Raw genomic sequence first — 26480 nt, forward strand, 5'->3', positions numbered from 1 at the left:
GTCAAGATGCCAAACACCCTTAATCCCGCGATCCAGCCCATGGATATCTCAACCCTCGCCAAACGCGCGGGTCTGCCGGCCTCGACCCTGCGCTATTACGAGGAACGCGGCCTGATTGCCTCCATCGGGCGGCATGGGTTGAAGCGGGTGTTTCCGGCGTCAACGCTGGACCGGCTGAACCTGATCACAGCGGGTCGCGCGGCCGGATTTTCGCTGGAGGATCTGAAGGAAAGCCTCAACAGTTCCCAACCCACCGGCCTCAATCGCGCGGCGCTGCGGGCACAGGCTGAGGTTCTGGATCAGCAGATCGCCCGGCTCACGGCGTTGCGGGACGGGTTGCGCCATGCCGCCGACTGCCGCGAGGCTGATCCGTTGACCTGCCCAAGGTTCAGACGTTTGTTGCAGATTGCCCGCAAACGCTTTGCACCCACATCAAAGTGAAGCAGATCACTCGCCGTTGTCGCGCCGCAACAGGGTCGAGACACGGAAGGAAATCGCCGAGGACGCCCGCGACCGGTTGCGCAGCACCGGAGTGTTTTCCGACTGACCGCCTTGTGCTTCGCGGAAGACGATGTAGAGGCCCGAACAGATAATGATCCCTGCCCCCGCCAGCGTTGCCCCATCCAGCGTTTCCCCAAACAGCAGATAGCCAAAGATCGTTGCCCAGATGATCTGGGAATACTGCATCGGCGCCACAATCGCCGCCTCGGCGTTGCGGTAAGCCATCACCAGACACAGCCCACCGGTAAACCCAAGCGCCGCAATCGCCGCCATGCCACCCAGATCAGGCAGCGGCACCGGCTGGTAGGTGAGCCCCATCAAGGCCCCCATCACCACAAAGTTCGCAACCATCGGGTAAAGCATCATCACAACCGAGCGCTCTTCCCGCCCCACTTTGCGCACAATGATCGAGGCCACCGCGCCAAGCCCTGCACTGGCCAGCGCCGCCGCATGGCCCAGCGACAGCTCGGTTGAGCCGGGCCGCAGCACCACGATGACGCCCACCAGACCAACCACCACCGCAATCCAACGGTGGATCCCAACCTTTTCGCCCAGCACCGGAATCGACAGCACCGTAATCAACAGCGGCATGGCAAAGAGAATCGCATAGACCTGCGCCAAGGGCAGCACGGTAAAGGCGTAGAACACACACAGCGCATTGCAGGTGGAGGTCAGGGTGCGCAACGCTGTCCACCACGGATGCACCGGACGCAGGTGGCCTTCGGTCTTGTCCTGCATCAGCATCAGGGTGACCAGCGGGAAGGAAAACAAGGTGGCAAAGAACACCATTTGGAACGGTGAATAGGCACCGCCCAGATATTTGATGAAAACATCATGCGTGGCGAAAACGCCAAAGGCCAGCAGGCCATAAAGTGCGCCGGTCAGGTTCATCGGAGCCGTCCTTGGAATGTTTGCGCTAGCAAAAACCACAAACCGGTTTGCCTGCAAGCCTTATCTCGCGGCGTGCGGTCATTACGGCGCATTGGGGGGCTGCGTTTCCGTGCCACCAAACACAAAAAAACCCGCCGTTTAAGGCGGGCTTTTTAGTGGCGGACCGAGGAGGATTCGAACCCCCGACCCCCTGATTCGTAGTCAGGTACTCTATCCAGCTGAGCTATCGGTCCGTCTGTGGCGGGTTTTAGGGTTTGGCGCTGGGGGGCGCAACCGGAAAACGACAGAAAAATGAAATTCTTTGCATCTTTCTTTGAAAGATGTTTAAAAACAGCTACTTAATCCGTCAAATCATGCCACCTCTTGTTCCGGTGCCAGCACAATATCGCCTTTGGGCAGATCAATTTCGAACACGGTGCCCGACTCACCGGTCTCTTTCAGGCGCAGCAGACCGCCGTGGCCGCGGATCAGTTCCTGGGCGATGGCCAACCCCAGCCCGGTGCCCCCTTTGCTGACTCCCCCCTGGAACGGGCGGAACAAATGTTCCTGCGCTTTGGGTGGCAGACCCGGGCCGGTGTCACTGACCAGAATCACCCAGTGCTCCTCGTCCTCACGGGCCGCAACGCTGATTTCGCCGCCCTGCCCGTGCTGCACCACCGCCTGACGCGCGTTGCGCACCAGGTTGGAGATCACCCGGTAGATCTGCTCACTGTCGGCGCGAATCTGCAGGGTTGCCGGGATATCTTCGGCAAAGCTCACATCCGAATCCCCCACGGACAAGCGTTCGCTGTCGATCACATCGGCGACCACATCGGCCAACACCACCCGTTCCAGACGTGGCGAGGGTTCCTCGGCCTTGCCAAAGGCCAGTGTAGATTCGCACAGGTGCACCGCACGGGTGATCGAGTTCACCAGTTTCGGCGCCATGCGTTTCACCCCGGGATCCTGCGACATCTCAATCCGGTCAGTGAACAGCTGCGCCGAAGTCAGCATGTTGCGCAGGTCATGGCTGACCTTCGCCACCGCGCCACCCAGCTGTGCCAGACGTTCTTTCTGTTTCAGGGCACCGGTCAGCTGCAGCTGCATGGTTTCCAGCGCCTCTTCCGCCTCACGCAGTTCACGCAGACCGGAGGCGGGTTTGATAATACGCCGCGCATCTTCGGGATCGGCGGCGTAGGTTTTCATGTGATGCACCACACCTTTGATCGGCTTGACCAGAAACGCCTGCACCGCAAGGAACAGCAAAAGAGCCGTCACCACAGAAATCACCGCAGACAAGAGCAGGATTCGCAGCCCGTAGTCGATCATCGCCGCACGCAAGCCACCGGTTTCCATTGTGACCTCAATCAGCAGCCCCGCCTCACGCACCGGATTGCCGATCACCCGGATCACCCGCGCTTCCGGCTCTGCCAGACGGGCCATGGCGTCACGGATCAGACTGACGGCCGGCGCTTCACGCAGATCGAAGGTGTCCGAGATCTGCTGCGGCATCGGCGCAGACAGGATCAACTGCCGCGCCTCATCGCGCCGCAAAACCACGTTGAACACTTCGGCGTTGCGCAGCAGTTCCTCCTCCAGGTCGGCCGAGATCATGTCATCCGCCAGAAGCGCCAATGAGGCGATCTGCGCCCGTTCCAGACGGGACAACAGGTAATCCTCGCGGAACCGCGCAATCGAGGGGACAAAGATCAGCACTTCCGCCAGCATCACAAAGATGATGGTCAGGATCAGAAATCGGCCTGACAGGGTATTCAGCATGGGCGCTCCGTCTGGGGCTGGCTAGGGCTTGGGCGGTCGAAATAGACCGGGGCAAGGCCTCATGGCAGGAACCTTTGCACCAGTCTTACCACCTTTTTCACGCGAGGGTTATCAAACAGTTTCGGTGAGAAATAGGCACCTGCAGCGCGCTTATTCAACTCGGCAATTGTGGGATAGGGTGCGACCATTGCGCTGACACCCGACATTTTGACCTTATTGGCGATAGCGAGCGACCAGGTAGCAATCAACTCACCCGCTTGATGCCCCACGATCGAGGCCCCAACGGGGCGGCCTTTGACCACCATCACCTTGATCAGACCTTTGGTCTGCCGGGTGGCAATGGCGCGATCGTTGTGGGCGTATTCAAACCGCGCCACCTCCAACCTGTCGCCATGGATCTGCAGCGCATGTTCTTCGCTCAGGCCAACATGGGCGATTTCCGGATCGGTATAGGTTGCCCAGGGGATATGCGCGGTGTTTTCCTTGGCCGGCAGACCAAACAGCGCCTGACGGATGATCAGACCGGCGTGATAGCCCGCGACATGGGTGAACTGCAGCCCGCCAGCAACATCGCCGATGGCAAACACCTTCTTGTCCGACGTGCGCATGCAAGCGTCGACAGTGATCCCCTTGCCGGTATGGGCAATGCCGCCTGTGTCGAGGTCAAGCGCATCAATGTTGGGCTTGCGCCCCACCGCCATCAGCAAATGGGTGCCATGCACCCGGCCTTTCGGCGTTTCGACCACGATGTCCCCAGCCTTGCCGCCAATCTGCTGTGCTGGGGCTTCTTCAAGGATCTCGACACCTTCGGCCCGCAGGTTTTCCAGCGCAATCGCCGCCAGCTCGGGGTCATCCTTGCCCAGCGCCCGCATGCCTTCGATCACTGTGACCTTGCAGCCCAGCCGTACATGCGCCTGCGCCATCTCCATGCCGATGGGACCACCGCCGATGATAATCAGATGTTCAGGCTTTTCGCGCAGGTCAAACAGGGTCTCATTGGTCAGAAAGGGGACATCCGTCAAACCCTTGATCGGGGGCACCAACGGCGAAGACCCAGTTGCGATGACAATCCGGCGGGCGATGATCGTATCCTCACCGGCCTGCACCCGGCGCGGACCAACAAATCGGCCAAATTCGCGGATCACCCGAACGCCAAAACCTTCGAACCGTTCCTGACTGTCGACCGGGGCGATCTGGTCTATCACCTGCATGACGTGATCTTTGGCGGCAGCATAGTCAACCTCGGGCGCAACAGGGGTGATCCCCATCGCAGCACCGGCCTGCATTGCATGGGCTGCGTGCCCCGCGGCCAAAAGCGCCTTGGACGGGACACAGCCGTAGTTCAGGCAATCGCCCCCCATCTTGTGGCCTTCCAGCAGGGTCACATCCGCGCCCATCTGCGACGCCCCCGCCGCCACCGACAAGCCGCCCGATCCGGCGCCGATCACCAGAAGGTCTGTTTTGATCTCAGCCATGATTACAGACCTTTCCGGCCACGCAGGGCCTTGATGACAATCGGAAGCGCTGCCAGAGCGCAGAGGCCGAGGATCGGCAGCAGAATTGCGGGCTCAAAGATAATGCCGAGGTCAGGTGTCTCACCGCGGGCAAAGACCTCGCCCAGACCAGCCCCGACAGAGGTAAAGACAACACCGCCGGGGATAATGCCAAAGAAGGTCGAGATCACAAACCGGCTCAGCGGCACACCAACCAGCGCCGGCACCAGATTGGCGACAAAGAATGGCACAGCTGGCACCAGACGGATCAGGAACAGCATTGACCACTGATTTTCATCGATGCCTTCCTTGATACGTTTGACCGCGCCCTGACCCGAATCCATCTTGGCGGCCAGCCGCTCGCCCAGCCCCCAACGCGCCGCAAGAAAGATTGCAGCGGCGCCAAGGGTGGCGGCCGTGATGTTGAACAGCGCGCCTGGGAATGTGCCGAACAGAAAGCCACCCGTCAGCGTCGCGATGGTTGCCCCTGGCAGCGAGAAACCGACAATCGCAACATAGATCGCCATGAACAGCACCACGCTCACCAGATAGTTGGCATCTCGGAAATCAATCAGCATCTGCCGGTTTTCAGCCAGCGCCTCAAAACTGAACACATCTTTGAGGAAGACCGCCCCAAGAACCGCAGCCACGCCGATCACTGCCAGAGGCAGCAGGCGGGCCAGCGCGGAACGGGGCCTGGGAGGGGTGGAATCACTTTTCATAGCCATCAGTTTCACCGTCGTTGTTAGGCACCATACATGCAGATGTGACGCCCGGTTTGACAGGGATCTCACCCTCCGATCACGGCGGCTTGATCTCTGGTGACGGTTTGGGGCAGGAATTGCAGCAGAAATTACACCTTTGTAACAGAAATCCCCGCCCCCCGGCGCCAATCGCTGCATTTTTGTTGCAAAAGCCTGTTTGGGCATTTGACTATTCCCGAAATCCCCCCTAAAGACCGGGCCTCGGATACCTATGGGCCGTGAGCGATTCCGCTTGAGCTGGCCCCATTTAACTAGATGGAGACGGAGCGATGAAACGCACCTACCAGCCCTCGAACCTGGTTCGTAAACGCCGCCACGGCTTCCGTGCGCGCATGGCCACCAAAGCTGGCCGTAAGATCCTGAACGCACGTCGTGCCCAGGGCCGCAAGTCGCTGAGCGCGTAAGCCTCAGCCGATTTCGGACAGATGACACCGCCGGAGGCCCCCATGAATGGCGATATAGCCGACATGGGGATCAGCCCCCCGGCGGTTTCTGTTTGTCTGACGGTTCTCAAGAACCGGTCAGACTTCCTGCGCGCGTCCAAAGCGCGGCGGCAGGGAACGGGCGGCATGATGGTGCAGGCCCGCAAACGCAGTGACGGTGAAGCTGCTAACGGGGAGGCCGTTCGCGGGATTCGCGTTGGCTTTACCTGTTCCAAGAAGGTCGGCAATGCCGTCGCTCGCAACCGTGCAAAACGCCGATTGCGCGAAGTGGCCCGTCTGGTGCTGCCCGACCATGGGTTGCCCGGCTATGATTACGTGCTGATCGGCCGCGCCGAGGCCACAGCCGCGCGCCCCTTTGAACAGCTGCAAAGCGACCTTATCTATGCGTTGAAACGGCTGCATCAGCCACCGCGTCCCCGCTCTGAGGACAAAAGGGCTGGCAAAAAGCCACCCCGCAAGGACTAACGCCACATGAGCCCGCTTGCCCATATCGCTGCCCTGCCCGTCCGGTTCTACCGTCTGGTCTTCAGCCCCTGGGTCGGGTTCAACTGCCGCTATCAACCCACCTGTTCGGCCTATGCGCTGGAGGCGCTGGAAAAACACGGGGGCCTGAAAGGGTCGTGGTTGACCCTGCGCCGGATCGGTCGCTGCCATCCCTGGGGTGGCGACGGATATGACCCTGTGCCTGATTCAGGCGATCAAAAGGTTTCAGACCAGTGCGGATGTCACGCAGACCAATCGCGCGATCCAGCAGACAAAGATACAACCGAGTGACAGCATTACCACACTCCCGCGCCCTTGGCCGCGGGTAAGGTATTCCCGCCTTTGGGATTCGGCTGCCCTACGGTATGCATCCCGCAGGTCCAACAATTCACAAGGAGGGCGATCATGAACATCACTGTCAAATCCCCGCTCTTTGGCTGGACCTCGCATGGCAATGTGGCGCGAAATCACGCCCGCCAATGGTGCCAGCTCTAGGCGCCCGCCCCCGCCACCCTGATCCTTCCGGATCCCCCCTTTTTCGCAACCCTGTCCCTGAGACCGCGCCTGACCGTTCTATAACGTTCAGACCCTCTCTCTGCCATCAGGCCTCTGCGAATCCCAACCCACACCAACCACAGAGGACCGGTCCCTTGGACCGGAGACACATATGACACGTTTGGAAACCACCGCAGCCGGGCTGCGCCCGACCCTCGTACTGGAAGAGCTGATCGCCCGTCACGGCACCTTCGCCGTGCTGCGCGCCTTGATCGCTGCAAATGTTAAACAACGCCGCCGTCGCATCGAAGACGCCGCGCTGAATGACCATTTGCGCCGCGATTTGGGCCTGCCAACAGAGGCCTCCCCACCGAGACGTATGCGGTAAGGCAGCGGGGCTTTGGCCCTTCCGGTTTCCGGAAGGCCAAAGCCCCGCCCCACCGCCACAATTCGTGGGCGCCAACAACCAAATAACATTTTCACACAGAAAGTGCTTGAGCTAAAGTGTACTTGAGCTTTTATCACCCTAGGCAAATGACATTGCTTAAGGAGAGACCCATGTCGCTTGCCGCATTCCATCCACAACATCCCGTTTCTAAACCCCAAGCCCGTCTGCGCGCTGCCATCGGCCAGTTGATCGAACGTCATGGCCGCTGGCGGGTGATCCGTGCCATCCTCCTGTCACCGGATCTGCGCCGCATCGAACGGCTGCGGGCTGCCGATCTGTCAGCCCATATGCGCCGCGATGTTGGCCTGACGCCTGAGCCGAAGCGTCAAGCACATCCGTTTCTGCGATGACACCTGCGCATCTCCAACCCATGTGCTGATCTTCACCGCTTTTCAAAGAAGATCAGCACCTCGCCAAGTTCAATGCCATAGCGGCTCATGTAGGCGCGGTTCAGCAACCTTCCGTCCTCCAACAGCCACATCCAGTCGTCAAAATCGACTCGCAGCGTGTTCCCTTCAGGCAAGGGCAGATCGATGCGATACCGCCAGTTGAACGTGTCGCCGCGTTCCTCACCGGTCGCCACGCCCTGCACCCCGGCGGCGGTACCTTGCCAGGTTTCCGCACCGGTTTTCGTCAGCGTCCAGATCCGCTCTTCCTTTGTGCCATCGGCGTAGCTGAAATCCTCAACCAGCGTCAGCGTCTCACCGTCCCACGTGCCATCGATCACCACCTCAAACCGCCGCCGCACCGTCCCAAAACGGTCGTTGAACTGACCGTAAGCCACCGTTCGCCCGTCAAAATACTCTTCCAGGTTCAGCTCTTTGGTGCTGAGTTTCGGGTCCTCAAGACTGGGTTTACCGCAGGCGGTCAGGGCCAGACCGATAAAGAGACCCAAAGCAATCAGGGCAAATGCACGCATGACTTTCTCCTTTTCAAGGAATACGCGGCGGGGCGGCATTTGGATGACAGAGACCTGCGTTACACCACTCGTAAAACGATGTCGGACCGGCGTATTGGCCCCAAAACAACGTTTTTCCTTGGCAAATGCCTGATCTCGGGCTACGGGGCGCGGCATGCTTGATGATGATCTGGACGATATCCACCCGCTCTTTGCCGGCGCCCCGTCAACGACCGAGTTCAAGAAACTCCGCAAACGTATCGTGCGACAAACGCGCGAGGCGATTGAGCAATATTGCATGATCGAACGCGGCAGTCGCTGGCTGGTGTGCCTGTCCGGCGGCAAGGACAGCTACACCCTGCTGGCCATTCTGCATGAGCTGAAATGGCGTGGACTTCTGCCTGTAGAGTTGCTGGCCTGCAACCTGGACCAGGGGCAGCCGGGCTTTCCCTCGACGGTGTTGCCGAAGTTTCTGGAAGACATGGGTGTGCCGCATCGAATCGAATATCAGGACACCTACAGTGTGGTGAAGGACAAGGTTCCCGCTGGCCGCACCTACTGTGCGCTCTGTTCACGTCTGCGCCGTGGCAACCTCTACCGGATTGCCCGCGAAGAAGGCTGCTCTGCGGTGGTGCTGGGCCATCATCGCGACGATATTCTGGAAACCTTCTTTATGAACCTGTTCCACGGCGGGCGTCTGGCGACAATGCCGCCAAAACTGGTGAACGAAGAAGGGGACCTGTTTGTTTACCGCCCCCTTGCCCATGTGGCCGAGGTCGATTGCGAGAAGTTCGCCAATGCGATGCAATATCCGATCATCCCCTGTGACCTCTGCGGATCACAGGATGGGTTGCAACGGCAGCAGGTGAAACAGATCCTTGATCAGTGGGAAAAGAACAGCCCCGGTCGTCGTCAGGTGATGTTCCGCGCCCTGACCAATGTCCGGCCCAGCCATATGCTGGATCCAAAACTCTTTGATTTTGCTGGTCTTCTCCGCGGTGAGACGAAAGCGGATCAAATTGATGGGGATATTCCCACATTGCGTTAACGGTCCTTTGAGATTCGCGCGCCTAGGATGTGACGATCCGAGACGCGGAGGACGAGGATATGCGCAGTTCACTCTCATGGTCGGCCAGGCGCCAACGTCTGCGCCTGCTGCTGCAGGGGCCGCATCTACTGGCGTTTCTGCCGGCTCTGGTTCTTGGCGCGTTCTGGCTGGGCGGTGAAGGCTGGCTTTTGGCCACCGCCCTTGGCCTGCCCGCCCTATTTGCGCTGACTTGGGGCAATGCGGCGGACGCAGATAGCGCGGCCCCAAGGGTTCAATCCCTATCGGAACTGGTTGCTCAGGCCGTGAAAACAGCACAGCAACGAGACCAGCAGTTTGGACTGTTTCTGCTCCAGCTGGACGATTTCGACACGCTGGAGGGCTATCATGGCCTGACAGTGCGCAACCAACTTGCCGCCGCCATTGTGACCCGCCTCAGCGCCGCCTTGCGGCCCGGCGATGCCATAATGCGCTGTGGCGGAGGTCAATATGCCGTGGTGCTGGCCCCGATCCCCCAGCTGGACCTCGAACTGGCACTGCAACTGGCCCGACGGATGCAAGAAGCCGTGGCCGAACCTTATGCGGTTGAGGGCAATACGCTTTATGCGACGGCCTCTGTTGGGTTTACGCTGGACCGACAATTCACCGCACCTTCTGCAACAGGGGTGATTGACGCCTCCGAAGCCGCCCTTGCGCAGGCCAGGCTCCACAGTCCAGGCGGTCTGCGCGCTTATGCGCCCGGCCAAATGTCCGGAACCAACCGGGGCGGTGTCCACTTGCCCGCCCTGCGGGAGGCCCTGGAAAACGGGGCGATCCGCCCCTGGTTCCAACCGCAGGTCTCAACTGAAACCGGGGCGATAACCGGCGTAGAAGCACTGGCTCGTTGGCAAAACGGCGACCAGACGGTGCCGCCCGGGGATTTCCTGCCCGCCATGGCCAAGGCGGGGCTGCTGGAGCAGTTGGGCGACGTGATGCTGACCCGCAGCCTGATGGCGCTGTCGCGCTGGGATCAGGTCGGTCTTTCTGTGCCGCAAGTGGGGGTGAACTTTTCCTCCTGCGAACTGCGCAACCCCGATCTGGTCGACAAGATCCGCTGGACGCTGGACCGGTTTGACCTGCCACCTTCGCGTCTGGCGATTGAGATCCTGGAGGATGTGATTGCCTCCTCCCCCGACGATATGATTGTCCGCAATATCAGGCAGTTGTCCGAACTGGGCTGCTCTGTCGACCTGGATGATTTTGGCACCGGCCATGCCTCGATCACCTCGCTGCGGCGCTTCTCCGTCGACAGGATCAAAATCGACCGGTCTTTTGTGACCAAACTCGACCGTGACCCGGAACAGCATAAAATGGTGGCCGCCATCCTGTCGCTCACCGAACAAATGGGATTGCAGAGCCTAGCCGAAGGGGTTGAAACCGCCGCAGAACACTCGGTGCTGGCACAGCTTGGCTGCCAGCATGTGCAGGGATTCGGTATCGCGCGGCCAATGCCGCCGGACCAGCTTGAGGTCTGGGTGCGGCAATATGCAGACACGCAGGAAGGGTCACCGGAAATCAGCCGTCGCACCGGCTGAGCCGCGCAAACCAGGCTTTGCCCCTAATAAACAGCGCATATCAGCCCATCTGAGGGGAATCCGCTTGACCTTTTGGACCGCACTCTGTTGAACCAGCAGTCAAGAATTCCAAGGACAGGCACGCACTCCCGATGGACGATCAGAACAAAAATCTTCTTTTGGCAACGGCGCTCAGCTTTGCCGTTATCCTGGTATGGTTCGTTATGTTCCCGCCGGCGGAACAGCCCGCAACCGACCCGAACGCCGCAGTCACCGCTGAGGCCACCACCCCGGTGGCCGACACAACGGCGGAAACCGCCGCAGCTGTCGCCACTGCAGTGACCGTCGAGGACGCACCGCGTCTGACCATTGAGACGCCGCGCGTTAGCGGCTCGATCTCCACCACCGGTGGCCGCATCGATACTCTGGCGCTGAAGGACTACCGCGAAACCCAAGAGGAAGGCTCGGACATCGTTTCGATGCTTGCCCCGCAGGGCAGCGCCAATCCTTATTACACGTTGTTTGGCTGGGCACCTGGCCAGGGCCTCAGCATCGATCAAGTGCCTGGGGCCAACACCCAGTGGTCAGTTGCAGGCAATCAGACCCTGACGCCGGAAACACCGGTGACGCTGGTGTGGGACAATGGCAACGGCCTGACCTTCCGCCGCGAAATGGCAATTGATGAGAACTACATGTTCTCCATCGCGCAAAGCGTCGAAAACACCAGCGCCGCCACCGTTTCTCTGGCCCCTTACGGGGTTATTGCACGCCACGGTGAACCTCAGGATGCAAAGAATTTCTTCATCCTGCATGAGGGCCTGATCGCTATGGCCGACGGCGAATTGTCTGAGCAAAGCTACGGTGACGCGACAGATTTCGCCGTCAACCAGCGCGAAGGCGCCCGCGCCGAAGTCACCCAAGTAGAAGAAGCCGGCTGGGTTGGGTTCACCGATCACTACTGGATGGCCACCCTGATCCCCGAAGCGGGTTTCAAATCGGTGATGAAATACGACGAACGTCGCGACATCTACCAGACCGAAACGGTGCAACCGACCCAGACGCTGGCACCGGGGGCCACCATCACCGCAGCGACCCAACTGTTTGCTGGCGCAAAGGAATGGGAAACCATCCGCGCCTATGAAAACAACGCCGGTGTTGCAGGCTTCATCGATTCAATCGACTGGGGCTGGTTCTTCTTCTTCACGAAGCCAATTTTCTGGCTGCTGCACACACTCAATGCCATGATCGGCAACATGGGCTGGGCCATCATTGGTCTGACCGTGGTGATCAAACTGCTGGTCTTCCCGCTGGCCTATAAATCCTACGCTTCGATGGCGAAAATGAAGGAATTGCAGCCGCAGATGGAAGAGCTGAAAAAGGCGGCTGGCGACGACCGCCAGAAGATGCAGCAGGGCATGATGGAGCTGTACAAAAAGGAAAAGGTAAACCCCGCCGCGGGCTGTCTGCCGATCCTGATCCAGATCCCGATCTTCTTCTCGCTCTATAAGGTGATTTTTGTAACGCTGGAACTGCGTCACGCACCTTGGGCCGGCTGGATCACGGACCTTTCCGCACCGGATCCCAGCTCGATCTTGAACCTGTTTGGCCTCTTGGCCTTCACCCCGCCAGAGCCCGGATCGCTTCTGGCCATCATCAGCCTTGGCGTCATGCCGATCCTGTTGGGGATCTCGATGTGGCTGCAGCAGAAGCTGAACCCGGCGCCCACCGATCCGACCCAGCAGATGATCTTTGCCTGGATGCCGTGGGTCTTCATGTTCATGCTGGGCGGCTTTGCCTCGGGTCTGGTGCTGTACTGGATCACCAACAACATGATCACCTTCACGCAGCAGTACCTGATCATGCGCTCACATGGCTACAAGCCGGACGTGTTCGGCAACATCAAGTCGAGCTTCAAACGCAAGGAGAAGGCAAAAGAATGAGCGTAACAGTCGCGACTCTTTGGCGGCACCCGATCAAAGGCATCGGGGCCGAGCCTCTCTCCAAGGTCCGTCTCTCACGAGGCGGGCCTGTTCCTTTGGACCGCGCCTATGCGGTGCTGACCGGCACGGCAGAGCACACCGGCGCCTGGCAGAAGTGCCGCAATTTTGCGCGCGGCTGTTTTGGTCCTGAACTGATGGCAGTGACCGCCCGAACCGAGGGCGACCAGATCACCCTCAGCCATCCGAAGCTGGCAGACCTGACGGTGAACCCCGATCTCGACGGTGTCAAAGTGGTGGAGTGGATCACCCCGATCTACCCTGAGGCCCGCCCGGCCCCCCATACGTTGATCAAGGCCCCGGCTGGGGGCATGGCGGATGCGGATTTCTCAGCTGTGGCGATCCTGTCGAACAGCTCGCTTGCGGATCTGGGGCAGACCCTGGGCGCAGAGCTGGATCAACGCCGGTTCCGCGGCAACCTTTGGCTTGACGGGCTGGCGCCCTGGGCCGAGCTGGATCTGGTGGGCCGTGAACTGCAAATCGGTGCGGTGCGTCTGAAGGTCATTGACCGGATCGAACGCTGCCGTGCCACCGAAACCAACCCTGACACCGGCGCGCGTGACCAGAACACGTTGAAAGCGATCCGGGAAATACAGGGACACACTGATTTCGGCATCCGTGCCGAGGTCCTGAACGATGGTGAGATCGCTCTTGGCGACCGCCTTGAGGTGCTGTGATGCAATTGCCTTTCCCTCTGGCCGAAGAGCCGGATCAGGCCACCCGCGAAAAGGGTCGCCTGCTGTTTGCCGGTGAAACCGACTTCCTTAAAGGGGTTGTCGCGATGGATGGCCTGCCGCCGTCTGACCGGATCGAGGTCTGCTTTGCCGGCCGTTCCAATGTCGGTAAATCCAGCCTGATCAATGCCCTAACAGGCCGCAAGGGCCTGGCTCGGGCGTCGAACACACCGGGCCGGACACAGGAGATCAATTTCTTCACGGCGGGGGAGGAACACTACCTCGTCGACCTGCCGGGCTATGGTTTTGCCAATGCCCCGATCCCCGTGGTGGAAAAATGGCAGCGTCTTTTGAAACGTTACCTGTCCGGCCGTCAAAATCTACGGCGTGCCTTTGTTCTGGTGGATCATCGCCACGGGGTCAAACCGGTGGATGAAGAGATCATGAGCCTGCTCGACAGCTCTGCCGTGACGTTTCAATGCGTGCTGACCAAAGAGGACAAGGTGAAGGCCAAAGACCGGCCGCGGATCCTGGATCAGGTGCGCGAAAAGCTGTCAAAACATCCCGCAGCCTTCCCCGAACTGATCGTGACCTCGTCGGAAAAAGGCGATGGCATCGAAACCCTGCGCTCGACCATCGCGACGCTGATTTAAGCAAAATGAACGGCGGCTTCAGACGTGCTGGCCGCCGTTAACCTCAATCTCGGTTCCTGAGATGTAAGACGACGCCTCGGTGCACAGGAAGTAGATGGTGTTCGCCACCTCTTCGGTCTGCCCCAAACGGCGCAGCGGAATATCCTCCACCAGTTTTTCCGTGCCCGGGCTGAGGATTGCGGTTTCAATCTCCCCCGGTGCAATGGCATTTACCCGGACGCCCATCGGGCCAAAGTCGTGGGCCATTTCGCGGGTCAACGCGGTCAGTGCCGCCTTTGAGGTCGCATAAGCCGCCCCGGCAAAGGGATGCACCCGGTAGCCCGCGATGGAGGTCACATTGACCACCGCGCCTTTGGCGGCCGCCAGTTCCTCCCGCAGGCCACGGGCCAGCACCACGGAGGAGAAGAAATTCACATGGAACACCTGCCCCCAGGTCATCAGATCGGTGTCGATGGTGTTCAGGCGGCTGCCTTCCGGCCCTTTCGGGGAGATGCCCGCGTTGTTGACCAGCGCATCCAACTTGCCGTCCAGACGATCTCGGATCTCTTCCACTTTGTTGATCGTATCTGTCGGATCCGACAAGTCGATCTGGATATGGTTTTCCTCGCCGCCGCCCCAGGGGCATTCGGCCGGAAAGGGCGCCCGAGAACAGGTGATCACCCGCCAGCCCGCCTTGTTAAAGCGACGCACCGTGGCATGGCCAATCCCGCGGCTGGCACCGGTCAGCAGCAGAGTTTTTTTGCGGTCACTCATCAGAGCCTCCTTCAAGCGCGCAGGCACAACCTAGCACCGGCAGCGGTGGCTGCAACCGGCGGGCATCGCGCTATGCGGTCACAGGTGCAGGCCTTTCCGGCAACCGCCCTTGGCAGCGCAGGACAGAGCCGTTAACACGGAACAGGTTTAACCTGAGAAAACGCATACAGATGAAGAAGCAAAACATGAACCGCGATTGGATTGCCACGGCCCGGACCCTGTCCGAGGCCCTTCCCTACCTGCAGCGCTTCACCGGCGCTGTGGTTGTCGTGAAATTTGGCGGCAACGCCATGGGTGATGATGAGGCGATGGCCGAGTTTGCCCGTGACATGGTTCTGATGCGACAAGTCGGCGTGAACCCGGTGATCGTCCACGGTGGCGGCCCGATGATCAACGACATGCTGTCAAAGCTGAACATCCAGAGCGATTGGGTGCGGGGCAAACGGGTTACCGACAAAGCCACCGTGGAAGTGGTCGAAATGGTGCTGGCCGGACTGGTCAACAAACGCATTGTCCAGGCGATCAACGAACAGGGCGGCCGCGCTGTTGGGATCTCGGGCAAGGATGACGGCCTGATGGTCTGCGACATGGACGACCCCGAGTTGGGCTTTGTTGGCAAGCCGGTGGAGATGAACGTGCAGGTCATTCGCGATCTCTATGATGCGGGTATTATTCCGGTGATTGCCCCTGTTGGCGCGGGCCGTGGTGCGTCCGAAACCTTTAACGTCAACGGTGACACTGCCGCCGGTGCCATTGCTGGTGCGCTCAAGGCGGATCGCCTGCTGTTGCTGACGGATGTGGCCGGTGTAAAGGGCGCTGACGGCGAAGTGGTCACCCAGCTCAGCACCCAGCAAGTTCGTGATATGATCGCCGAGGGCACCATTGCCGGCGGCATGATCCCCAAGACCGAAACCGCATTGAAAGCGGTTGAGGACGGGGTGCGCGCGGTGGTCATTCAGGACGGGCGGGTTGCCAATGCTTGCCTGTTGGAGCTGTTCACCGAACACGGTGCTGGCTCCATGATCCGCAACGACAGCATCGAGGCTGAGTGAGCCGCTGGGACGAGATAACAGATGCCGCCTCCGGGCGGCATTTGTCTGTGCTGGGGGCGTTGCACCCCACTGATTTGCCCGATGTGCAAACACTGGTGATGCTGGGACCACAGGAACCCGGGTTCTGGGCCATGTTTCGCGACACAGAAGAGTTCCGCGACGGGGCCACGGATCCGATGGATCGCTGGTCCGCCCGGGTCATCAGCGCACTGGCCAAGGAACTTGGCGCGACGCCATATTTCCCCTTCGGCGGTCCCCCTTTCCAGCCCTTCATCCGCTGGGCCACAGAAACCGGTCGGGCCTGGCCTTCGCCTGTTGGGCTGCTGGTGCATGACACGGCAGGGCTGATGATTTCCTACCGCGGTGCTTTGGGCTTTGCCGAAAGACTCGAAATCCCGCCGCAATCAGAACGGCCCTGTGACACCTGCGCGGATCAACCGTGCCTTACCGCCTGCCCAGTCGGGGCCCTTGGCGCAGAGGCGTATGACGTTGATGCCTGCAAGTCACATTTGCACAACGACGCGGGCGCAGAGTGCATGCAGGGCTGTCTGGTCCGGCGTGCTTGTCCCGTCAGCAAAGACTATGGCAGGCTGCCGGAACACAGTCATTTTCATATGAAAGCGTTTCGATGAGCCTGAAACTGATCCTGATGCGCCATGCAAAATCCGGTTGGGACGACCCGACACTTTCGGACTACCAGCGCGGCCTGAACGCACGCGGCCAGATCTCTGCCCCCGCAATTGGGGCGTGGTTGCAGGCCAAGGGCCATCTGCCCGATCTGCTACTGTGCTCAGACGCCACCCGCACGCGGGAAACCTGGGCGGGGCTTGGGTTTGGCGCCGAAGAGCGGTTTCTGCGTGACCTCTATCTTGCGCCGTCCCTCACAATGTTGGAGGTGCTGCGACAGGCCGGCGCGGCGCAGACGGTTTTGATGTTGGGCCATAATCCTGGCATTGCAGAATTTGCGCAGAGCCTTGCCAAACACGCACCGCAGGATGGCGATTTCCTGCGGTACCCAACCTGTGCCACGACCGTTTTCCAGTTCGACATCCAGAACTGGGCAGAGGTCCGCGCAGGCTCGGGGGAGGTGTTGGATTTCACCATCCCCCGCCGTTTGGTTTAAGCGGGTTTCCCACGCGCCACAGCGGACTTGGCCCGTCCTGCCCCTTTTCCGGCTAGATTTCCGGCCCAAACCGACGCCAGTACAATCAGCGCCCCCAGGCTTTGCCACAGGCTAAGCCCCTGCCCCAGCACCAGCCATCCCAGCATCACCGCCGCAAGTGGGCTGAGGAAGCCAAGACCGGTGATCGCTTCCGGCCCAAACCGTGCAATGCCGCGGAACCACAGGTAATAGGTCAGTGCCGCACCAATCAGCCCCAACCAGACGAGGCCAGCGGTGGCACCTGCATCGGGCATGGGGAAGGCTGGCTCAAACACCAGCGCCAGCGGCACCAGCAACAGCCCACCTGCGGTTAATTGCCAGGCGGTGAAAGTCAGCGGCGGCACCGGCGGCTGCCACTTGCGGGTCAGTACCACACCTGCAGCCATTGACGCCGCGCCCCCAAGTGCGGCCAGCACACCAAGGGTGTCAAGCTGCGCATCGGGCCCAAGAATCAACAGCGCCACCCCCGCGATCCCGCTCAAGGCGGCGCCAAGCGCCAGCGGTGACAGCTCGGTGCCAAGAACCCGGTGCGCCAGCAGCAGCACGATCAGTGGCTGCACCGCCCCAAGCGTTGCCGCAACCCCGCCGGGCAGGTGGTAGGCTGCCACAAAGAGCGCAGCCCAGAACAGAGTGAAGTTCAACGCGCCAAGGATCAGCAACTTCCCAATCCAATTCAGCGGTGGCAGGTGCCGTACCAGAACCAGCAGCAGCACCCCCGCTGGCAGCGCCCGCAAGGCGGCGACAGTCAGCGGGTAGCCCTCCGGCAGAAGCTCGGTTGTTACAATGTAAGTGCTGCCCCAGATGGCAGGGGCCAGCGCGGTCAGGCTCAAATCCAATGTGCGGTTCATCTCTCCGCTCCCTTCAATTTATCTCGACATCAAGATATTAATATTTAACTTGACGTCAAGATAAATGCACCGCAAAAATGCTAACTATGGATCACGTCTCGAAAATTCTTGCACAATGGGCCAGGGAACGGCCTGATTTGGGTCTCTCTCCGATGGGGTTGATTGGTCGGACCAAACGACTCACCACACATCTCGGGCATGGTATGGACCGGGTGTTCAAAGCTCATGGGCTGAACGCGGCCAGTTTTGACGTGCTCGCCACATTGCGGCGCGCAGGTGCGCCCTATGCGCTGACGCCCTCGCAGCTGATAGACTGGACGATGGTCACCTCAGGCACCATGACAAACCGGCTGGATCGACTGGAAAAAGAAGGGCTGATCGTGCGTATGCGTTCGGAACACGACGCCCGCAGCGTGACGGTTCAACTGACACCGCAAGGCTTCAACCTGATCGAACGGTGTGTCACGGAACATGTCGCCAACCAACATCGGCTAACAGAGGCGCTCAGCGCCGAAGAACAGGCGCAATTGTCCCAATTGTTGGGCAAGTGGTTGTCGGCACTGGAAAAAGAATAGCGGTCAGAGCTTGGACTGAAAGCTGATCTGCAACCCACCGGGCAAAGTCAGAAAATAGATCCGTTCACCGTGGGCCTCCATCGGCCCCTGTGGATCCAGCCCGTTCTGACCGGCCTCCGCCGCCATCGCATCGGCGTCATCCACCACCAGCTGCAACATGGTGCCTTCCGGCATGCCGTCGCCAGCGTGCCAGATCTCGGCCCAGCTTTTCTCATCATTGGTGGGGAAAATTGCCCCCGGGAAAGCCTCCGCTTCGGGGAAGGATTTCGGGGAAAGGCCGAGGCCCCGAAGGGCCCCGGCAATACCTTCGGCATCCGCTGGTTTCGCCACATGGGCAAAGCGGATGCCGCGCAGGGCCAAGTTAGTGGCCCAGGATCTGGCTGAGGAACAGTTTGGTCCGCTCGCTCTTCGGGTTGTTGAAGAACTCTTCCGGCTCGTTCTGTTCCACGATCTGGCCCTGGTCCATGAAGATCACGCGGTTCGCAACCTGACGGGCAAATCCCATCTCGTGCGTTACGCAGAGCATGGTCATGCCCTCTTCGGCCAGTTCGATCATGGTGTCGAGCACCTCTTTGATCATCTCAGGGTCCAGCGCCGAGGTCGGCTCATCGAACAGCATGATGCGCGGCATCATGCAGAGCGACCGTGCGATTGCCACACGCTGCTGCTGACCACCGGACAGCTGGCCCGGATACTTCAGCGCCTGATCGGGGATCTTCACCTTTTCCAGGAAGTGCATTGCACGTTCTTCGGCTTCTTTCTTGGGTGTTTTACGGACCCAAATCGGCGCCAATGTGCAGTTTTCCAGAATGGTCAGATGCGGAAACAGGTTGAAGTGCTGGAACACCATGCCAACCTCGGAACGGATCTTGTCGATGTTCTTGAGGTCATTGGACAGTTCGGTGCCATCCACAATGATCTTGCCCTGCTGGTGTTCTTCCAGCGCGTTCAGGCAGCGGATCAAGGTCGATTTACCCGAGCCCGAAGGCCCTGCAATAACGATCCGTTCCCCCTGGTTCACAGTGAGGTTGATATCGCGCAGCACGTGGAACGAACCGTACCACTTGTTCATGCCGGTGATGTCAATTGCGACCTCGTCCGAGACCTTCATCTTGGAGCGGTCGATTTCGCGGTCAATAGCCAGTTCAGACATATGTTGAACTCCTTAACGGTGATCGGTGGCGAGACGACGCTCGAGCCACTGTGAGTATTGAGAAATGCCGTAGCAGACGACAAAGAACACAACGCAGGCGAAGCCCAGAAGTTCCCAGTAGACGCCGTTCCATTCCGTCGAGGCCAAGATCGGACCACGGATCATGCCGATGATGTCGAACATCGAAATCACCGAAACCAGCGTGGTGTCTTTGAACAGACCCACCGCCACGTTCACGATGCCCGGGATCGAAATCTTCAGGGCCTGAGGCAGAATGATAAGGCGCATGGCTTCGGGGTATGCAAGGCCAAGGCTGTCTGCGGCTTCGTACTGTCCCTTGGGCAGAGCGGCCAGACCGCCCCGGATCACCTCAGCAATATAGGCCGAGGAGAACAGCGTGATCATGATGACCACACGCAGGAACAGGTCCACCGTGCTATCCGGCGGGAAGAAGTACGACAGCATCACCGAAGCAACGAACAGCAGCGTGATCAGCGGCACGCCCCGGACGAATTCGATGAAGACCACACAGATGCCCTTGATCAGCGGCATGTTCGACTGACGCCCCAGAGCCAAGGCAATGCCCAGCGGCAGCGACAGCGACACACAGGTTACACCCAGCATCATGTTCAGCATGTAGCCGCCCAGATCGCGCGAAGGAACGGCAGGCAACAGCGCGCCTTCCGAAGCGTTTTCAGGGATCAGCATGCCGCCCAGCCACCAGACCACCAGTGCAGCAACAGCTGCGCCGAAGAAACCGGCCGCAAAGTTGCTTTTGCCAAAGGTCTGGAACACAAAACCTGCCGCGACAAAACCAACCAGCGCCACCAGTGGTGCCAGAATGGTGCCACCCCAGATCAGCCAGAAGGCAATGAACGGGTAAAGCGCAGTGAAGATCAGCAGCTTGCGCGGCAGATCGAAGAACAGCACGGGTGCAGCCGCAATCAGCAGCAGCACAAGCGCCAGGTTCGGACGCCAGTATTCCTCAACCGGGTATTTGAAACCGTAAAGCAACTGGTTCCAGCGTTCGGACAGAACCGAGAAACAGGCACCGGACTTACCCTGCAGGATCTCACGGCATTCCGCGAGGCTGGAGGTGGTCCAAAGGCCGTTCAGGATCCACGGCATGGTCTGTGCCAGCACCAGATAGATCACGTAGAAGGACGCAACCGTCAGCAGCGCATTGGCTGGTGTGGAGAACAGGTTCTCACGCAACCATTTGACCGGGCCTACGGCGTTTGCTGGCGGATCAAGCTCTGGGAGCGTGCCGTCAGCAACGTAGGCGATGGAATCTTTAGGAGTTGCCATATCTTAGCGCTCCTTCAACTTAACAGATGCGTTATAGACGTTCATCACCATCGAGATGAGCAGCGAAGCGGTCAGATAGAACAGCATCAACAGGAGAACACATTCGATGGCGCGGCCGGTCTGGTTCAGGGTGATCCCGCCCAGAGTTGCGGTGATATCGGCATAGCCCACAGCAATCGCCAGCGAAGAGTTCTTGGTAATGTTCAGGAACTGAGAGATCAGCGGCGGAATGATCACGCGCAAGGCCTGCGGCAGGATCACCAGGTTCATGATCCGACCCGAACGCAGACCCAGGGCTGCGGCGGCTTCGGTCTGACCTTTGTTGATCGCCTGAATACCTGCACGGACGTTTTCCGCGATGAAGGCACCAGTGTAGATCGACAGAGCGAACCACAGCGCGATCAGCGGACCACCGATTTTGATCCCACCTTTGAAGTTGAAGCCTTTCAGCTCCGGCACTTCCCAGGTCAGGCCCATCACCAGCATCAGCAGCAGGAACGGCACCAGCCATGCGGCCAGAACCATCCACAACGTCTTGGGACGCACACCGGTGGCTTCCTGCTGTGCGGTTGCCCAGGTGTTGATACGGCGGGCCGCAAACCAGGACAGGGCAAAACCAAGCAGCACCAGCACCCAGTTCATCGCCGGATTGGCGAACAGCCCGCTGTCGAAGAAGGGCATCGGGATGTAGACACCGCGGTTGGTGAAGGCAAAGAGATCCAGCACCATGCTCGACGTGGCATTGTCACCGCGGAATTCGCGCGGGCCAGGCAACACAGCCGTCATGATGGTGAAGATGATGATGATCCAGATCAGAACCGGAATGTTCCGGAAGATCTCGACGTAAACCGCCATCAGCTTGGACACCAGCCAGTTGTTCGACAGACGCAGAACACCGGCGATCACGCCGAAGATCGTTGCCGTGATACAGGCCAGGAAGGCCACCAGCAGGGTGTTCAGCACGCCCACCAGCGCCGCTTTGGCGTGGGAAGACTGGCTGTCATATTCGACGAGACGCTGGTTGATGTCATAACCAGCCGGGTCGCCGAGGAAACTGTAAGAGATGTTGAGGCCCGCAGCGCGGAGGTTCTGGATCAGGTTGTTGCCTAGAAACCAGAAGCAAAGGGCCAGGACAATCGCCGCAATCGCTTGGAAGGTCAGCGAGCGATACCGTGTGTCGTAGATCAGCATCGTCAGCTGAAACGACTCCTTCGGAGGGTCGGTGAGTGTTGTCATTTGGGAAGTCCCCGTCTTTCGACCTTATTGTTTTGATTGGCCTTTTTTTTGGCCGTTTGGTCGAACTTTTACCTGTCAGTTAGTGAAAGGGCGCGGCCTTGGCCGCGCCCTTCTATACTAGATGGTCTTAACGGAAGGGCGGTGCGTAGAGCAGGCCACCGTCAGTCCACTGAGCGTTCAGACCACGGGACAGACCGATCGGGGTCGACGAACCGATGTTGCCTTCGAACAGCTCACCGTAGTTACCACCAGCCATCAGAGCCGCTTTGGCCCAGCCAGCGTCCAGACCCAGCATCTCGCCCAGGGTGCCTTCTGTACCCAGCAGACGGTTGATTTCCGGGTTGTTGGTGCCTGCGCCCAGCTCAGCGATGTTCGCAGAGGTTACACCCAGCTCTTCAGCTGCGATCAGTGCGTTCAGGGTCCAACGTACAACATCACCCCACTCGTGGTCGCCGTGACGGACCAGCGGGCCCAGCGGCTCTTTCGAGATGATTTCGGGCAGAACAACGTGGTCCGCAGGCGCTTCGAAGGTGGCGCGGGTAGCGGCCAGGCCCGAGGCGTCGGTGGTGTACACGTCACAAGCACCTGCCAGGTACTGCTGCTGTGCTTCAGCGTTGGTTTCGATCGGAACCGGCTCGTAGCTGATGTTGTTCGAGCGGAAGAAGTCCGCCAGGTTCAGCTCGGTGGTGGTGCCGGTCTGGATACAAACGGTTGCGCCGTCCAGTTCCTTCGCCGAGGACACGCCCAGCTCTTTGGGAACCATGAAGCCCTGACCGTCATAGTAGTTGATGCCGGTGAATTCGAACTTCAGGTCAACGTCGCGCGAGAAGGTCCAGGTGGTGTTACGGGCCAGCATGTCGATCTCACCCGAAGCCAGCGCGGTGAAGCGAGTCTTACCGGTGGTGGGAACGAATTCAACTGCAGCCGGATCGCCCAGAACTGCGGCAGCAACAGCGCGGCATACGCCTACGTCGAAGCCATCCCAGTTGCCGTTCGCGTCAGGCGCTGCGAAACCAACGAGACCAGTGGTCACGCCGCAGTTCAGCTTGCCGCGTGCTTTCACGTCATCGAGGGTCCCGGCTGCTGCGGCACCGGCTGCCAGGCCAGCAACGGTCAGCGCGCCAAGAAATACGGATTTTTTCATGTTTACCTCTTCCTGATTATCCGTCCTGTTAGCGGACGGTTATAATACGGCCCCGGTTTTGGGCCGAGAGCTATACCGGGGGCAGCCCCGGCAATGACGAAACATTGGGCGGATTCATCGCAAAAGGTCAACCCGCAGATCACAAAAACCGAAGCATTCGTATAGCTTCCCCTAGGGAAACTGCAAAAAACTGTTCAATTTCAGTGATCAGCAGAGGTCATAGAATTTTTTCGCGTGAAGAAACTCTGTTTTTTTAATCGCGGCCTGTTCGGTCGCTTCGTCATCAACGCCCCATTGCTCTTCCTGCCAGGTTTCGTCGATCCGCGACAGGTCCCAGACCACCTCGATCTCCTGACGGTTGAGCGCCGCAGCAAAAGCCAGCACCAAGGAGCCTGAAATGCCAACCAAATCGTGGAACGCTGCCAACCGGAAGTTGTCCATCGCCTTTACCCGATCAGAAAACACCGCCAGCGCGGCCTGATCCTGCGCGACATGCATCACCCCCGCCCCGGTGACCAAACGGGTGCCCATTTCGTCAAAGGCCCAGTCCAACAATGGGTCCCAGGCCGCGGCCTGACGATCGATCAATTCTGCGGGAGAGGTTGCCCGATAACACAGCAGATCCGTGCCGCCATACTCTGCCAACATCTCCGCGACCTCGTCATGCTGGGTTGCGACCTTGTCCAAAGCCGAGTTTGCCATGCGGGTAAAAGGCATTTTTGTCGGGTCGACGTCCTCAATTTGTGCGTCCCATTCGGCGGCGATGGCCTCGCCCAGCGCCTTGGTCGGGAGAATCACCTCGGTCTTGGCGGGTGTTTTGACCGGCCGCCCGTCCAATTCGACGCGGAAACCGCCCTCAACCTCGGCCACTTTGGCCTCTTTCCAGAATCGCTTCGGCTTCAGGATGCTCATGTTTTGGTCTCCCAGATCGTCTCGATCACCCCCGGCAGATCGCGGAAGTCGTGAACCACATGATCCGCCAACGGGGCAAGTTTTTCGGTATCGTGATAGCCCCAGTCCACAGCGATGGCCGCAACGCCAGCCGAGCGGGCCATTTCCATGTCAAAGGTGGTGTCGCCAATCATCACCGCCTGCGCCGGCGCCACAGCCATTTCGCTCAGCGCCGCCTCAATCATCGCCGGATGCGGCTTGGAGGGGTGATGGTCTGCCACCTGCTGGGTGAGGAACATCCGCTCCAGCCCGTGGCCGGCAATCAGGGCATCCAGCCCACGCCGGGATTTGCCGGTCGCCACCCCCAACAGGTAGTGATCCACTGCTGCCAGTTCATCCAGCACCGCGCGCGCATGGGGGTAGAACGGCGACGATTGCGCCGATCCCTGTTCGGAGCGGATCTGCATATAGGCTTCTTTGTAGCCCGCAACCAAAGCCGTCTGATCCGCCACGGAATGCGCCGGGGCCAGTTGGGCCACGGCAACGGGCAGTGACAGGCCAACAATCGACAGGGTTTCGGCACGGCTGGGTGCCTCTGCCCCTAGCGCCTCAAAGGCGCGGGTCATCGAGGCAACGATATGCGCCTGACTGTCGACCAGTGTGCCGTCCACATCAAACAGGATCAGCCGCAGATCGGCGCTCATCTGAGCCCCTCAAAAGGATCATGTTCGATCAAGTCTTCCGACCAGCCCAGGGTGTCCCAGCTGTGCGCCATATGATCCGGCAGCGGTGCCTCGATCGAGATCACCTTGCCGGTCACGGGATGTTCAAACTGCATCTGACGGGCGTGCAAATGCAGCTTCTTCGAGATCACGCCCCCCAGCTGTGCGCCCCAGCCATCGCCAAGGTTCTCCTGCCCCGAACCGCCATACTTGCCGTCCCCAATAATCGGATGCCCGATCTCGGCCATATGGGCCCGCAACTGATGTGTCCGGCCGGTGACCGGCTCCATTGCCACCCAAGCGGCGCGGCTGGCCACACGGTATTGCGTGGCATAAAGCGTATGGGCGCGTTTCGCCCCTTCGGTTGAGCCAATGTCGCGCGGATGCACGCAGATCATTTTCTCGCCTTCACCGTGGCGGCCGTGCCCGGGTGCTTTCACCAGACCATATTTCACTTCACCAAGGTACGGGGTCGGCACACCTGCCACCAGGGCCCAGTAAATCTTGCGCGTCTGCTTGTGCCGGATCGCTGCGGTCAACGCCTGTGCACTTTGCCGGGTCCGTGCCAGCAGCAGCACCCCCGAGGTATCTTTGTCGAGGCGATGCACCAGACGTGGTTTTTCCTCAAAACCAAACTTCAGCGCCTCGGCCAGACCGTCGACATGGCGGGTCTGTTTGCTGCCGCCCTGGGTCGGCAGGCCAGCCGGTTTGTTAATCGCGATGATTTGATCGTCGCGGTAAATCACCGCCGACTGGATCATCTTTTCATCCGCAGGTGAAACCCTGGGCTTGGCTGGCTCTTTTGGCTGCTCCCCCGCCTCAGGCAATGGTGGGATGCGCACGTTCTGGCCGGTTTCCAGCCGGGTCGAGGCCTTCACCCGCCCGCCGTCCACCCGCAGCTCACCCTTGCGGCACATCTTCTCGATCCGCCCCTGGCTGACATGCGGGAACATCCGCTTGAGCCACCGGTCCAACCGCTGATCGCCGTCACCCGGCCCTACCGTAATCGTCTGCACTCGGCTCATGCCAACACCCATCGCATCAAAAATATGCCTACCACCAACGCCGCAAGCGACAGTCCCACCGACAGGGACACATAGAGTGCCGCCGCCCCGACCTGCCCGCGCTCAAACAGGGTGTAGGCTTCCAGAGAAAAGGCCGAAAACGTGGTAAAACCGCCCAAAATTCCCGTCATCAGGAACGGGTTCAAATGGTTCAGCCCTTTCTGGCCCAGATAGACCACGCACATGCCCATGATCCCCGAGCCAAGCACATTCACAAACAAAACACCCAGCGGAAAGCCGGCGCCAAAGAGTTTGAGAATCGCCACACCCGAGACATAGCGCATCATCGCGCCCAAGGCCCCACCAAGGGCCACATGGATTGCAGTGGTCAACATGGCGCCCCTCCTGCGGTGCAGCGGGCACATTGTCAAGTTTTGCAGCGCGGTTGCCGCCTATGCCGAAGGCGCATAGCAGGAAGATAGCTGTCGATTTTGAGTATTTGAGGATCGTTGAAAGCGGCTTTCTTCTTGGCCCAA

At 59.8% G+C, this 26480-nt stretch carries 31 protein-coding genes and 1 tRNA gene; 15 read left to right on the forward strand and 17 right to left on the reverse strand.

Features of this window, described 5'->3' with window-relative positions; translation table 11 throughout:
• The first annotated feature begins 6 nt into the window (after positions 1 to 6).
• The gene (locus SIC14_RS01845; RefSeq protein WP_412564149.1) at positions 7 to 441 is read left to right on the forward strand and encodes a helix-turn-helix domain-containing protein; all 435 of its coding nucleotides are present in this window, start codon (positions 7 to 9) and stop codon (positions 439 to 441) included.
• Positions 442 to 447: 6 nt separating this feature from the next.
• Here SIC14_RS01845 and SIC14_RS01850 read toward each other — a convergent pair whose 3' ends face one another.
• The 5 genes from SIC14_RS01850 to SIC14_RS01870 form a co-directional block, all read right to left on the reverse strand.
• Positions 448 to 1392: a DMT family transporter gene (locus SIC14_RS01850; RefSeq protein ID WP_412564150.1), complete on the reverse strand. Its 945-nt coding sequence runs from the start codon at positions 1390 to 1392 to the stop codon at positions 448 to 450.
• A gap of 156 nt (positions 1393 to 1548) precedes the next feature.
• Positions 1549 to 1625 (reverse strand) — tRNA-Arg (locus SIC14_RS01855).
• 118 nt (positions 1626 to 1743) lie between these two features.
• Positions 1744 to 3150 (reverse strand): sensor histidine kinase, encoded by a 1407-nt coding sequence (locus SIC14_RS01860; protein ID WP_412564151.1) that lies wholly within the window; start codon positions 3148 to 3150, stop codon positions 1744 to 1746.
• Positions 3151 to 3209: 59 nt separating this feature from the next.
• Complete coding sequence (locus SIC14_RS01865; RefSeq protein WP_412564152.1) at positions 3210 to 4625, reverse strand: dihydrolipoyl dehydrogenase family protein; 1416 nt, start codon at positions 4623 to 4625, stop codon at positions 3210 to 3212.
• Between the two features lie 2 nt (positions 4626 to 4627).
• The gene (locus SIC14_RS01870) at positions 4628 to 5371 is read right to left on the reverse strand and encodes a TVP38/TMEM64 family protein (RefSeq protein ID WP_412564153.1); all 744 of its coding nucleotides are present in this window, start codon (positions 5369 to 5371) and stop codon (positions 4628 to 4630) included.
• 305 nt (positions 5372 to 5676) lie between these two features.
• Here SIC14_RS01870 and rpmH point away from each other — a divergent pair, with 305 nt between their 5' ends.
• The 5 genes from rpmH (at position 5677) to SIC14_RS01895 (ending at position 7626) form a co-directional block, all read left to right on the forward strand.
• On the forward strand, positions 5677 to 5811 hold the full coding sequence (rpmH, locus tag SIC14_RS01875) for a 50S ribosomal protein L34 (protein ID WP_108800938.1): 135 nt from the start codon (positions 5677 to 5679) through the stop codon (positions 5809 to 5811).
• Positions 5812 to 5832: 21 nt separating this feature from the next.
• Positions 5833 to 6315 (forward strand): ribonuclease P protein component, encoded by a 483-nt coding sequence (gene rnpA / locus SIC14_RS01880; RefSeq protein WP_412564154.1) that lies wholly within the window; start codon positions 5833 to 5835, stop codon positions 6313 to 6315.
• Between the two features lie 6 nt (positions 6316 to 6321).
• Positions 6322 to 6624, forward strand: a complete 303-nt coding sequence (gene yidD, locus SIC14_RS01885; protein WP_412564155.1) for a membrane protein insertion efficiency factor YidD — start codon at positions 6322 to 6324, stop codon at positions 6622 to 6624.
• Positions 6625 to 7000: 376 nt separating this feature from the next.
• Positions 7001 to 7216 (forward strand): hypothetical protein, encoded by a 216-nt coding sequence (locus SIC14_RS01890; protein WP_412564156.1) that lies wholly within the window; start codon positions 7001 to 7003, stop codon positions 7214 to 7216.
• A gap of 170 nt (positions 7217 to 7386) precedes the next feature.
• A complete protein-coding gene (locus SIC14_RS01895; protein WP_412564157.1) occupies positions 7387 to 7626 on the forward strand; it encodes a hypothetical protein in 240 nt (79 codons plus the stop codon).
• Between the two features lie 32 nt (positions 7627 to 7658).
• Here SIC14_RS01895 and SIC14_RS01900 read toward each other — a convergent pair whose 3' ends face one another.
• Positions 7659 to 8195: a DUF3833 domain-containing protein gene (locus SIC14_RS01900; RefSeq protein WP_412564158.1), complete on the reverse strand. Its 537-nt coding sequence runs from the start codon at positions 8193 to 8195 to the stop codon at positions 7659 to 7661.
• 154 nt (positions 8196 to 8349) lie between these two features.
• Between SIC14_RS01900 and ttcA the strand changes: the two genes are divergently transcribed.
• The 5 genes from ttcA to yihA all read left to right on the forward strand — a co-directional run bounded on the left by ttcA (position 8350) and on the right by yihA (position 14096).
• Positions 8350 to 9222 carry a tRNA 2-thiocytidine(32) synthetase TtcA gene (gene ttcA / locus SIC14_RS01905; RefSeq protein ID WP_412564159.1) on the forward strand — a complete coding sequence of 291 codons (873 nt, stop codon included), beginning with the start codon at positions 8350 to 8352 and terminating at the stop codon, positions 9220 to 9222.
• 59 nt (positions 9223 to 9281) lie between these two features.
• Positions 9282 to 10793: a putative bifunctional diguanylate cyclase/phosphodiesterase gene (locus SIC14_RS01910; protein ID WP_412564160.1), complete on the forward strand. Its 1512-nt coding sequence runs from the start codon at positions 9282 to 9284 to the stop codon at positions 10791 to 10793.
• Between the two features lie 131 nt (positions 10794 to 10924).
• Positions 10925 to 12712, forward strand: a complete 1788-nt coding sequence (gene yidC / locus SIC14_RS01915) for a membrane protein insertase YidC (protein WP_412564161.1) — start codon at positions 10925 to 10927, stop codon at positions 12710 to 12712.
• Entirely contained in the window at positions 12709 to 13446 is a 738-nt protein-coding gene (locus SIC14_RS01920; RefSeq protein ID WP_412564162.1) for an MOSC domain-containing protein, read from the forward strand. The genes yidC and SIC14_RS01920 overlap by 4 nt, the downstream gene beginning before the upstream one ends.
• Complete coding sequence (gene yihA, locus SIC14_RS01925) at positions 13446 to 14096, forward strand: ribosome biogenesis GTP-binding protein YihA/YsxC (protein WP_412564163.1); 651 nt, start codon at positions 13446 to 13448, stop codon at positions 14094 to 14096. The genes SIC14_RS01920 and yihA overlap by 1 nt, the downstream gene beginning before the upstream one ends.
• A gap of 18 nt (positions 14097 to 14114) precedes the next feature.
• Here the strand turns inward: yihA and SIC14_RS01930 are convergent, their stop codons facing one another.
• Positions 14115 to 14849 (reverse strand): SDR family NAD(P)-dependent oxidoreductase, encoded by a 735-nt coding sequence (locus SIC14_RS01930; protein ID WP_412564164.1) that lies wholly within the window; start codon positions 14847 to 14849, stop codon positions 14115 to 14117.
• A 170-nt stretch (positions 14850 to 15019) separates the two neighbouring features.
• Between SIC14_RS01930 and argB the strand changes: the two genes are divergently transcribed.
• From argB to SIC14_RS01945, 3 genes are read left to right on the forward strand one after another with little or no spacing between them, the layout of a single operon-like run.
• Entirely contained in the window at positions 15020 to 15901 is an 882-nt protein-coding gene (argB, locus tag SIC14_RS01935) for an acetylglutamate kinase (RefSeq protein ID WP_412564165.1), read from the forward strand.
• Entirely contained in the window at positions 15898 to 16533 is a 636-nt protein-coding gene (locus tag SIC14_RS01940) for a ferredoxin (protein ID WP_412564166.1), read from the forward strand. The genes argB and SIC14_RS01940 overlap by 4 nt, the downstream gene beginning before the upstream one ends.
• A complete protein-coding gene (locus tag SIC14_RS01945; RefSeq protein ID WP_412564167.1) occupies positions 16530 to 17024 on the forward strand; it encodes a SixA phosphatase family protein in 495 nt (164 codons plus the stop codon). The genes SIC14_RS01940 and SIC14_RS01945 overlap by 4 nt, the downstream gene beginning before the upstream one ends.
• On the opposite strand, the gene SIC14_RS01950 is transcribed toward SIC14_RS01945, so the two are convergent.
• Positions 17021 to 17911: an EamA family transporter gene (locus SIC14_RS01950; RefSeq protein WP_412564168.1), complete on the reverse strand. Its 891-nt coding sequence runs from the start codon at positions 17909 to 17911 to the stop codon at positions 17021 to 17023. The genes SIC14_RS01945 and SIC14_RS01950 overlap by 4 nt on opposite strands.
• A gap of 152 nt (positions 17912 to 18063) precedes the next feature.
• Here SIC14_RS01950 and SIC14_RS01955 point away from each other — a divergent pair, with 152 nt between their 5' ends.
• Positions 18064 to 18486: a MarR family winged helix-turn-helix transcriptional regulator gene (locus SIC14_RS01955; protein ID WP_412564169.1), complete on the forward strand. Its 423-nt coding sequence runs from the start codon at positions 18064 to 18066 to the stop codon at positions 18484 to 18486.
• Between the two features lie 3 nt (positions 18487 to 18489).
• Here the strand turns inward: SIC14_RS01955 and SIC14_RS01960 are convergent, their stop codons facing one another.
• The 9 genes from SIC14_RS01960 to crcB all read right to left on the reverse strand — a co-directional run bounded on the left by SIC14_RS01960 (position 18490) and on the right by crcB (position 26339).
• Positions 18490 to 18846, reverse strand: a complete 357-nt coding sequence (locus SIC14_RS01960) for a hypothetical protein (protein ID WP_412564170.1) — start codon at positions 18844 to 18846, stop codon at positions 18490 to 18492.
• 1 nt (position 18847) lies between these two features.
• Positions 18848 to 19639: an amino acid ABC transporter ATP-binding protein gene (locus SIC14_RS01965; protein WP_412564171.1), complete on the reverse strand. Its 792-nt coding sequence runs from the start codon at positions 19637 to 19639 to the stop codon at positions 18848 to 18850.
• Positions 19640 to 19651: 12 nt separating this feature from the next.
• Positions 19652 to 20947, reverse strand: coding sequence for an amino acid ABC transporter permease (locus SIC14_RS01970; protein WP_412564172.1), 1296 nt, complete (start codon positions 20945 to 20947; stop codon positions 19652 to 19654).
• A gap of 3 nt (positions 20948 to 20950) precedes the next feature.
• The gene (locus SIC14_RS01975; protein WP_412564173.1) at positions 20951 to 22183 is read right to left on the reverse strand and encodes an amino acid ABC transporter permease; all 1233 of its coding nucleotides are present in this window, start codon (positions 22181 to 22183) and stop codon (positions 20951 to 20953) included.
• A 127-nt stretch (positions 22184 to 22310) separates the two neighbouring features.
• Positions 22311 to 23327, reverse strand: coding sequence for an amino acid ABC transporter substrate-binding protein (locus SIC14_RS01980; protein WP_412564174.1), 1017 nt, complete (start codon positions 23325 to 23327; stop codon positions 22311 to 22313).
• A gap of 207 nt (positions 23328 to 23534) precedes the next feature.
• Entirely contained in the window at positions 23535 to 24239 is a 705-nt protein-coding gene (locus tag SIC14_RS01985; RefSeq protein ID WP_412564175.1) for an ATP12 family chaperone protein, read from the reverse strand.
• A complete protein-coding gene (locus SIC14_RS01990) occupies positions 24236 to 24922 on the reverse strand; it encodes an HAD-IA family hydrolase (protein WP_412564176.1) in 687 nt (228 codons plus the stop codon). Before SIC14_RS01990 ends, SIC14_RS01985 begins: the two co-directional genes overlap by 4 nt.
• Entirely contained in the window at positions 24919 to 25965 is a 1047-nt protein-coding gene (locus SIC14_RS01995) for an RluA family pseudouridine synthase (RefSeq protein ID WP_412564177.1), read from the reverse strand. The genes SIC14_RS01990 and SIC14_RS01995 overlap by 4 nt, the downstream gene beginning before the upstream one ends.
• Positions 25962 to 26339, reverse strand: a complete 378-nt coding sequence (gene crcB / locus SIC14_RS02000) for a fluoride efflux transporter CrcB (protein WP_412564178.1) — start codon at positions 26337 to 26339, stop codon at positions 25962 to 25964. Before crcB ends, SIC14_RS01995 begins: the two co-directional genes overlap by 4 nt.
• Positions 26340 to 26480: the final 141 nt, after the last annotated feature.

The sequence above is a fragment of the Thalassobius sp. MITS945101 genome (genome assembly GCF_047123305.1).
In the GTDB taxonomy this organism is placed as follows: domain Bacteria; phylum Pseudomonadota; class Alphaproteobacteria; order Rhodobacterales; family Rhodobacteraceae; genus Thalassobius.

Coding starts and splice junctions, on each gene's coding strand:
- SIC14_RS01975 (WP_412564173.1), bottom strand. CDS start 22,183: ATGACAACACTCACCGACCCTCCGAAGGAGTCGTTTCAGCTGACGATG.
- argB (WP_412564165.1), top strand. CDS start 15,020: ATGAAGAAGCAAAACATGAACCGCGATTGGATTGCCACGGCCCGGACC.
- SIC14_RS01895 (WP_412564157.1), top strand. CDS start 7,387: ATGTCGCTTGCCGCATTCCATCCACAACATCCCGTTTCTAAACCCCAA.
- SIC14_RS01860 (WP_412564151.1), bottom strand. CDS start 3,150: ATGCTGAATACCCTGTCAGGCCGATTTCTGATCCTGACCATCATCTTT.
- SIC14_RS01950 (WP_412564168.1), bottom strand. CDS start 17,911: ATGAACCGCACATTGGATTTGAGCCTGACCGCGCTGGCCCCTGCCATC.
- yidC (WP_412564161.1), top strand. CDS start 10,925: ATGGACGATCAGAACAAAAATCTTCTTTTGGCAACGGCGCTCAGCTTT.
- SIC14_RS01970 (WP_412564172.1), bottom strand. CDS start 20,947: ATGGCAACTCCTAAAGATTCCATCGCCTACGTTGCTGACGGCACGCTC.
- SIC14_RS01870 (WP_412564153.1), bottom strand. CDS start 5,371: ATGGCTATGAAAAGTGATTCCACCCCTCCCAGGCCCCGTTCCGCGCTG.
- SIC14_RS01845 (WP_412564149.1), top strand. CDS start 7: ATGCCAAACACCCTTAATCCCGCGATCCAGCCCATGGATATCTCAACC.
- SIC14_RS01865 (WP_412564152.1), bottom strand. CDS start 4,625: ATGGCTGAGATCAAAACAGACCTTCTGGTGATCGGCGCCGGATCGGGC.
- yidD (WP_412564155.1), top strand. CDS start 6,322: ATGAGCCCGCTTGCCCATATCGCTGCCCTGCCCGTCCGGTTCTACCGT.
- SIC14_RS01930 (WP_412564164.1), bottom strand. CDS start 14,849: ATGAGTGACCGCAAAAAAACTCTGCTGCTGACCGGTGCCAGCCGCGGG.
- crcB (WP_412564178.1), bottom strand. CDS start 26,339: ATGTTGACCACTGCAATCCATGTGGCCCTTGGTGGGGCCTTGGGCGCG.
- SIC14_RS01980 (WP_412564174.1), bottom strand. CDS start 23,327: ATGAAAAAATCCGTATTTCTTGGCGCGCTGACCGTTGCTGGCCTGGCA.
- SIC14_RS01945 (WP_412564167.1), top strand. CDS start 16,530: ATGAGCCTGAAACTGATCCTGATGCGCCATGCAAAATCCGGTTGGGAC.
- ttcA (WP_412564159.1), top strand. CDS start 8,350: ATGCTTGATGATGATCTGGACGATATCCACCCGCTCTTTGCCGGCGCC.
- SIC14_RS01890 (WP_412564156.1), top strand. CDS start 7,001: ATGACACGTTTGGAAACCACCGCAGCCGGGCTGCGCCCGACCCTCGTA.
- SIC14_RS01920 (WP_412564162.1), top strand. CDS start 12,709: ATGAGCGTAACAGTCGCGACTCTTTGGCGGCACCCGATCAAAGGCATC.
- SIC14_RS01900 (WP_412564158.1), bottom strand. CDS start 8,195: ATGCGTGCATTTGCCCTGATTGCTTTGGGTCTCTTTATCGGTCTGGCC.
- SIC14_RS01965 (WP_412564171.1), bottom strand. CDS start 19,639: ATGTCTGAACTGGCTATTGACCGCGAAATCGACCGCTCCAAGATGAAG.
- SIC14_RS01995 (WP_412564177.1), bottom strand. CDS start 25,965: ATGAGCCGAGTGCAGACGATTACGGTAGGGCCGGGTGACGGCGATCAG.
- SIC14_RS01910 (WP_412564160.1), top strand. CDS start 9,282: ATGCGCAGTTCACTCTCATGGTCGGCCAGGCGCCAACGTCTGCGCCTG.
- yihA (WP_412564163.1), top strand. CDS start 13,446: ATGCAATTGCCTTTCCCTCTGGCCGAAGAGCCGGATCAGGCCACCCGC.
- SIC14_RS01990 (WP_412564176.1), bottom strand. CDS start 24,922: ATGAGCGCCGATCTGCGGCTGATCCTGTTTGATGTGGACGGCACACTG.
- SIC14_RS01850 (WP_412564150.1), bottom strand. CDS start 1,392: ATGAACCTGACCGGCGCACTTTATGGCCTGCTGGCCTTTGGCGTTTTC.
- SIC14_RS01985 (WP_412564175.1), bottom strand. CDS start 24,239: ATGAGCATCCTGAAGCCGAAGCGATTCTGGAAAGAGGCCAAAGTGGCC.
- rpmH (WP_108800938.1), top strand. CDS start 5,677: ATGAAACGCACCTACCAGCCCTCGAACCTGGTTCGTAAACGCCGCCAC.
- rnpA (WP_412564154.1), top strand. CDS start 5,833: ATGACACCGCCGGAGGCCCCCATGAATGGCGATATAGCCGACATGGGG.
- SIC14_RS01955 (WP_412564169.1), top strand. CDS start 18,064: ATGGGGTTGATTGGTCGGACCAAACGACTCACCACACATCTCGGGCAT.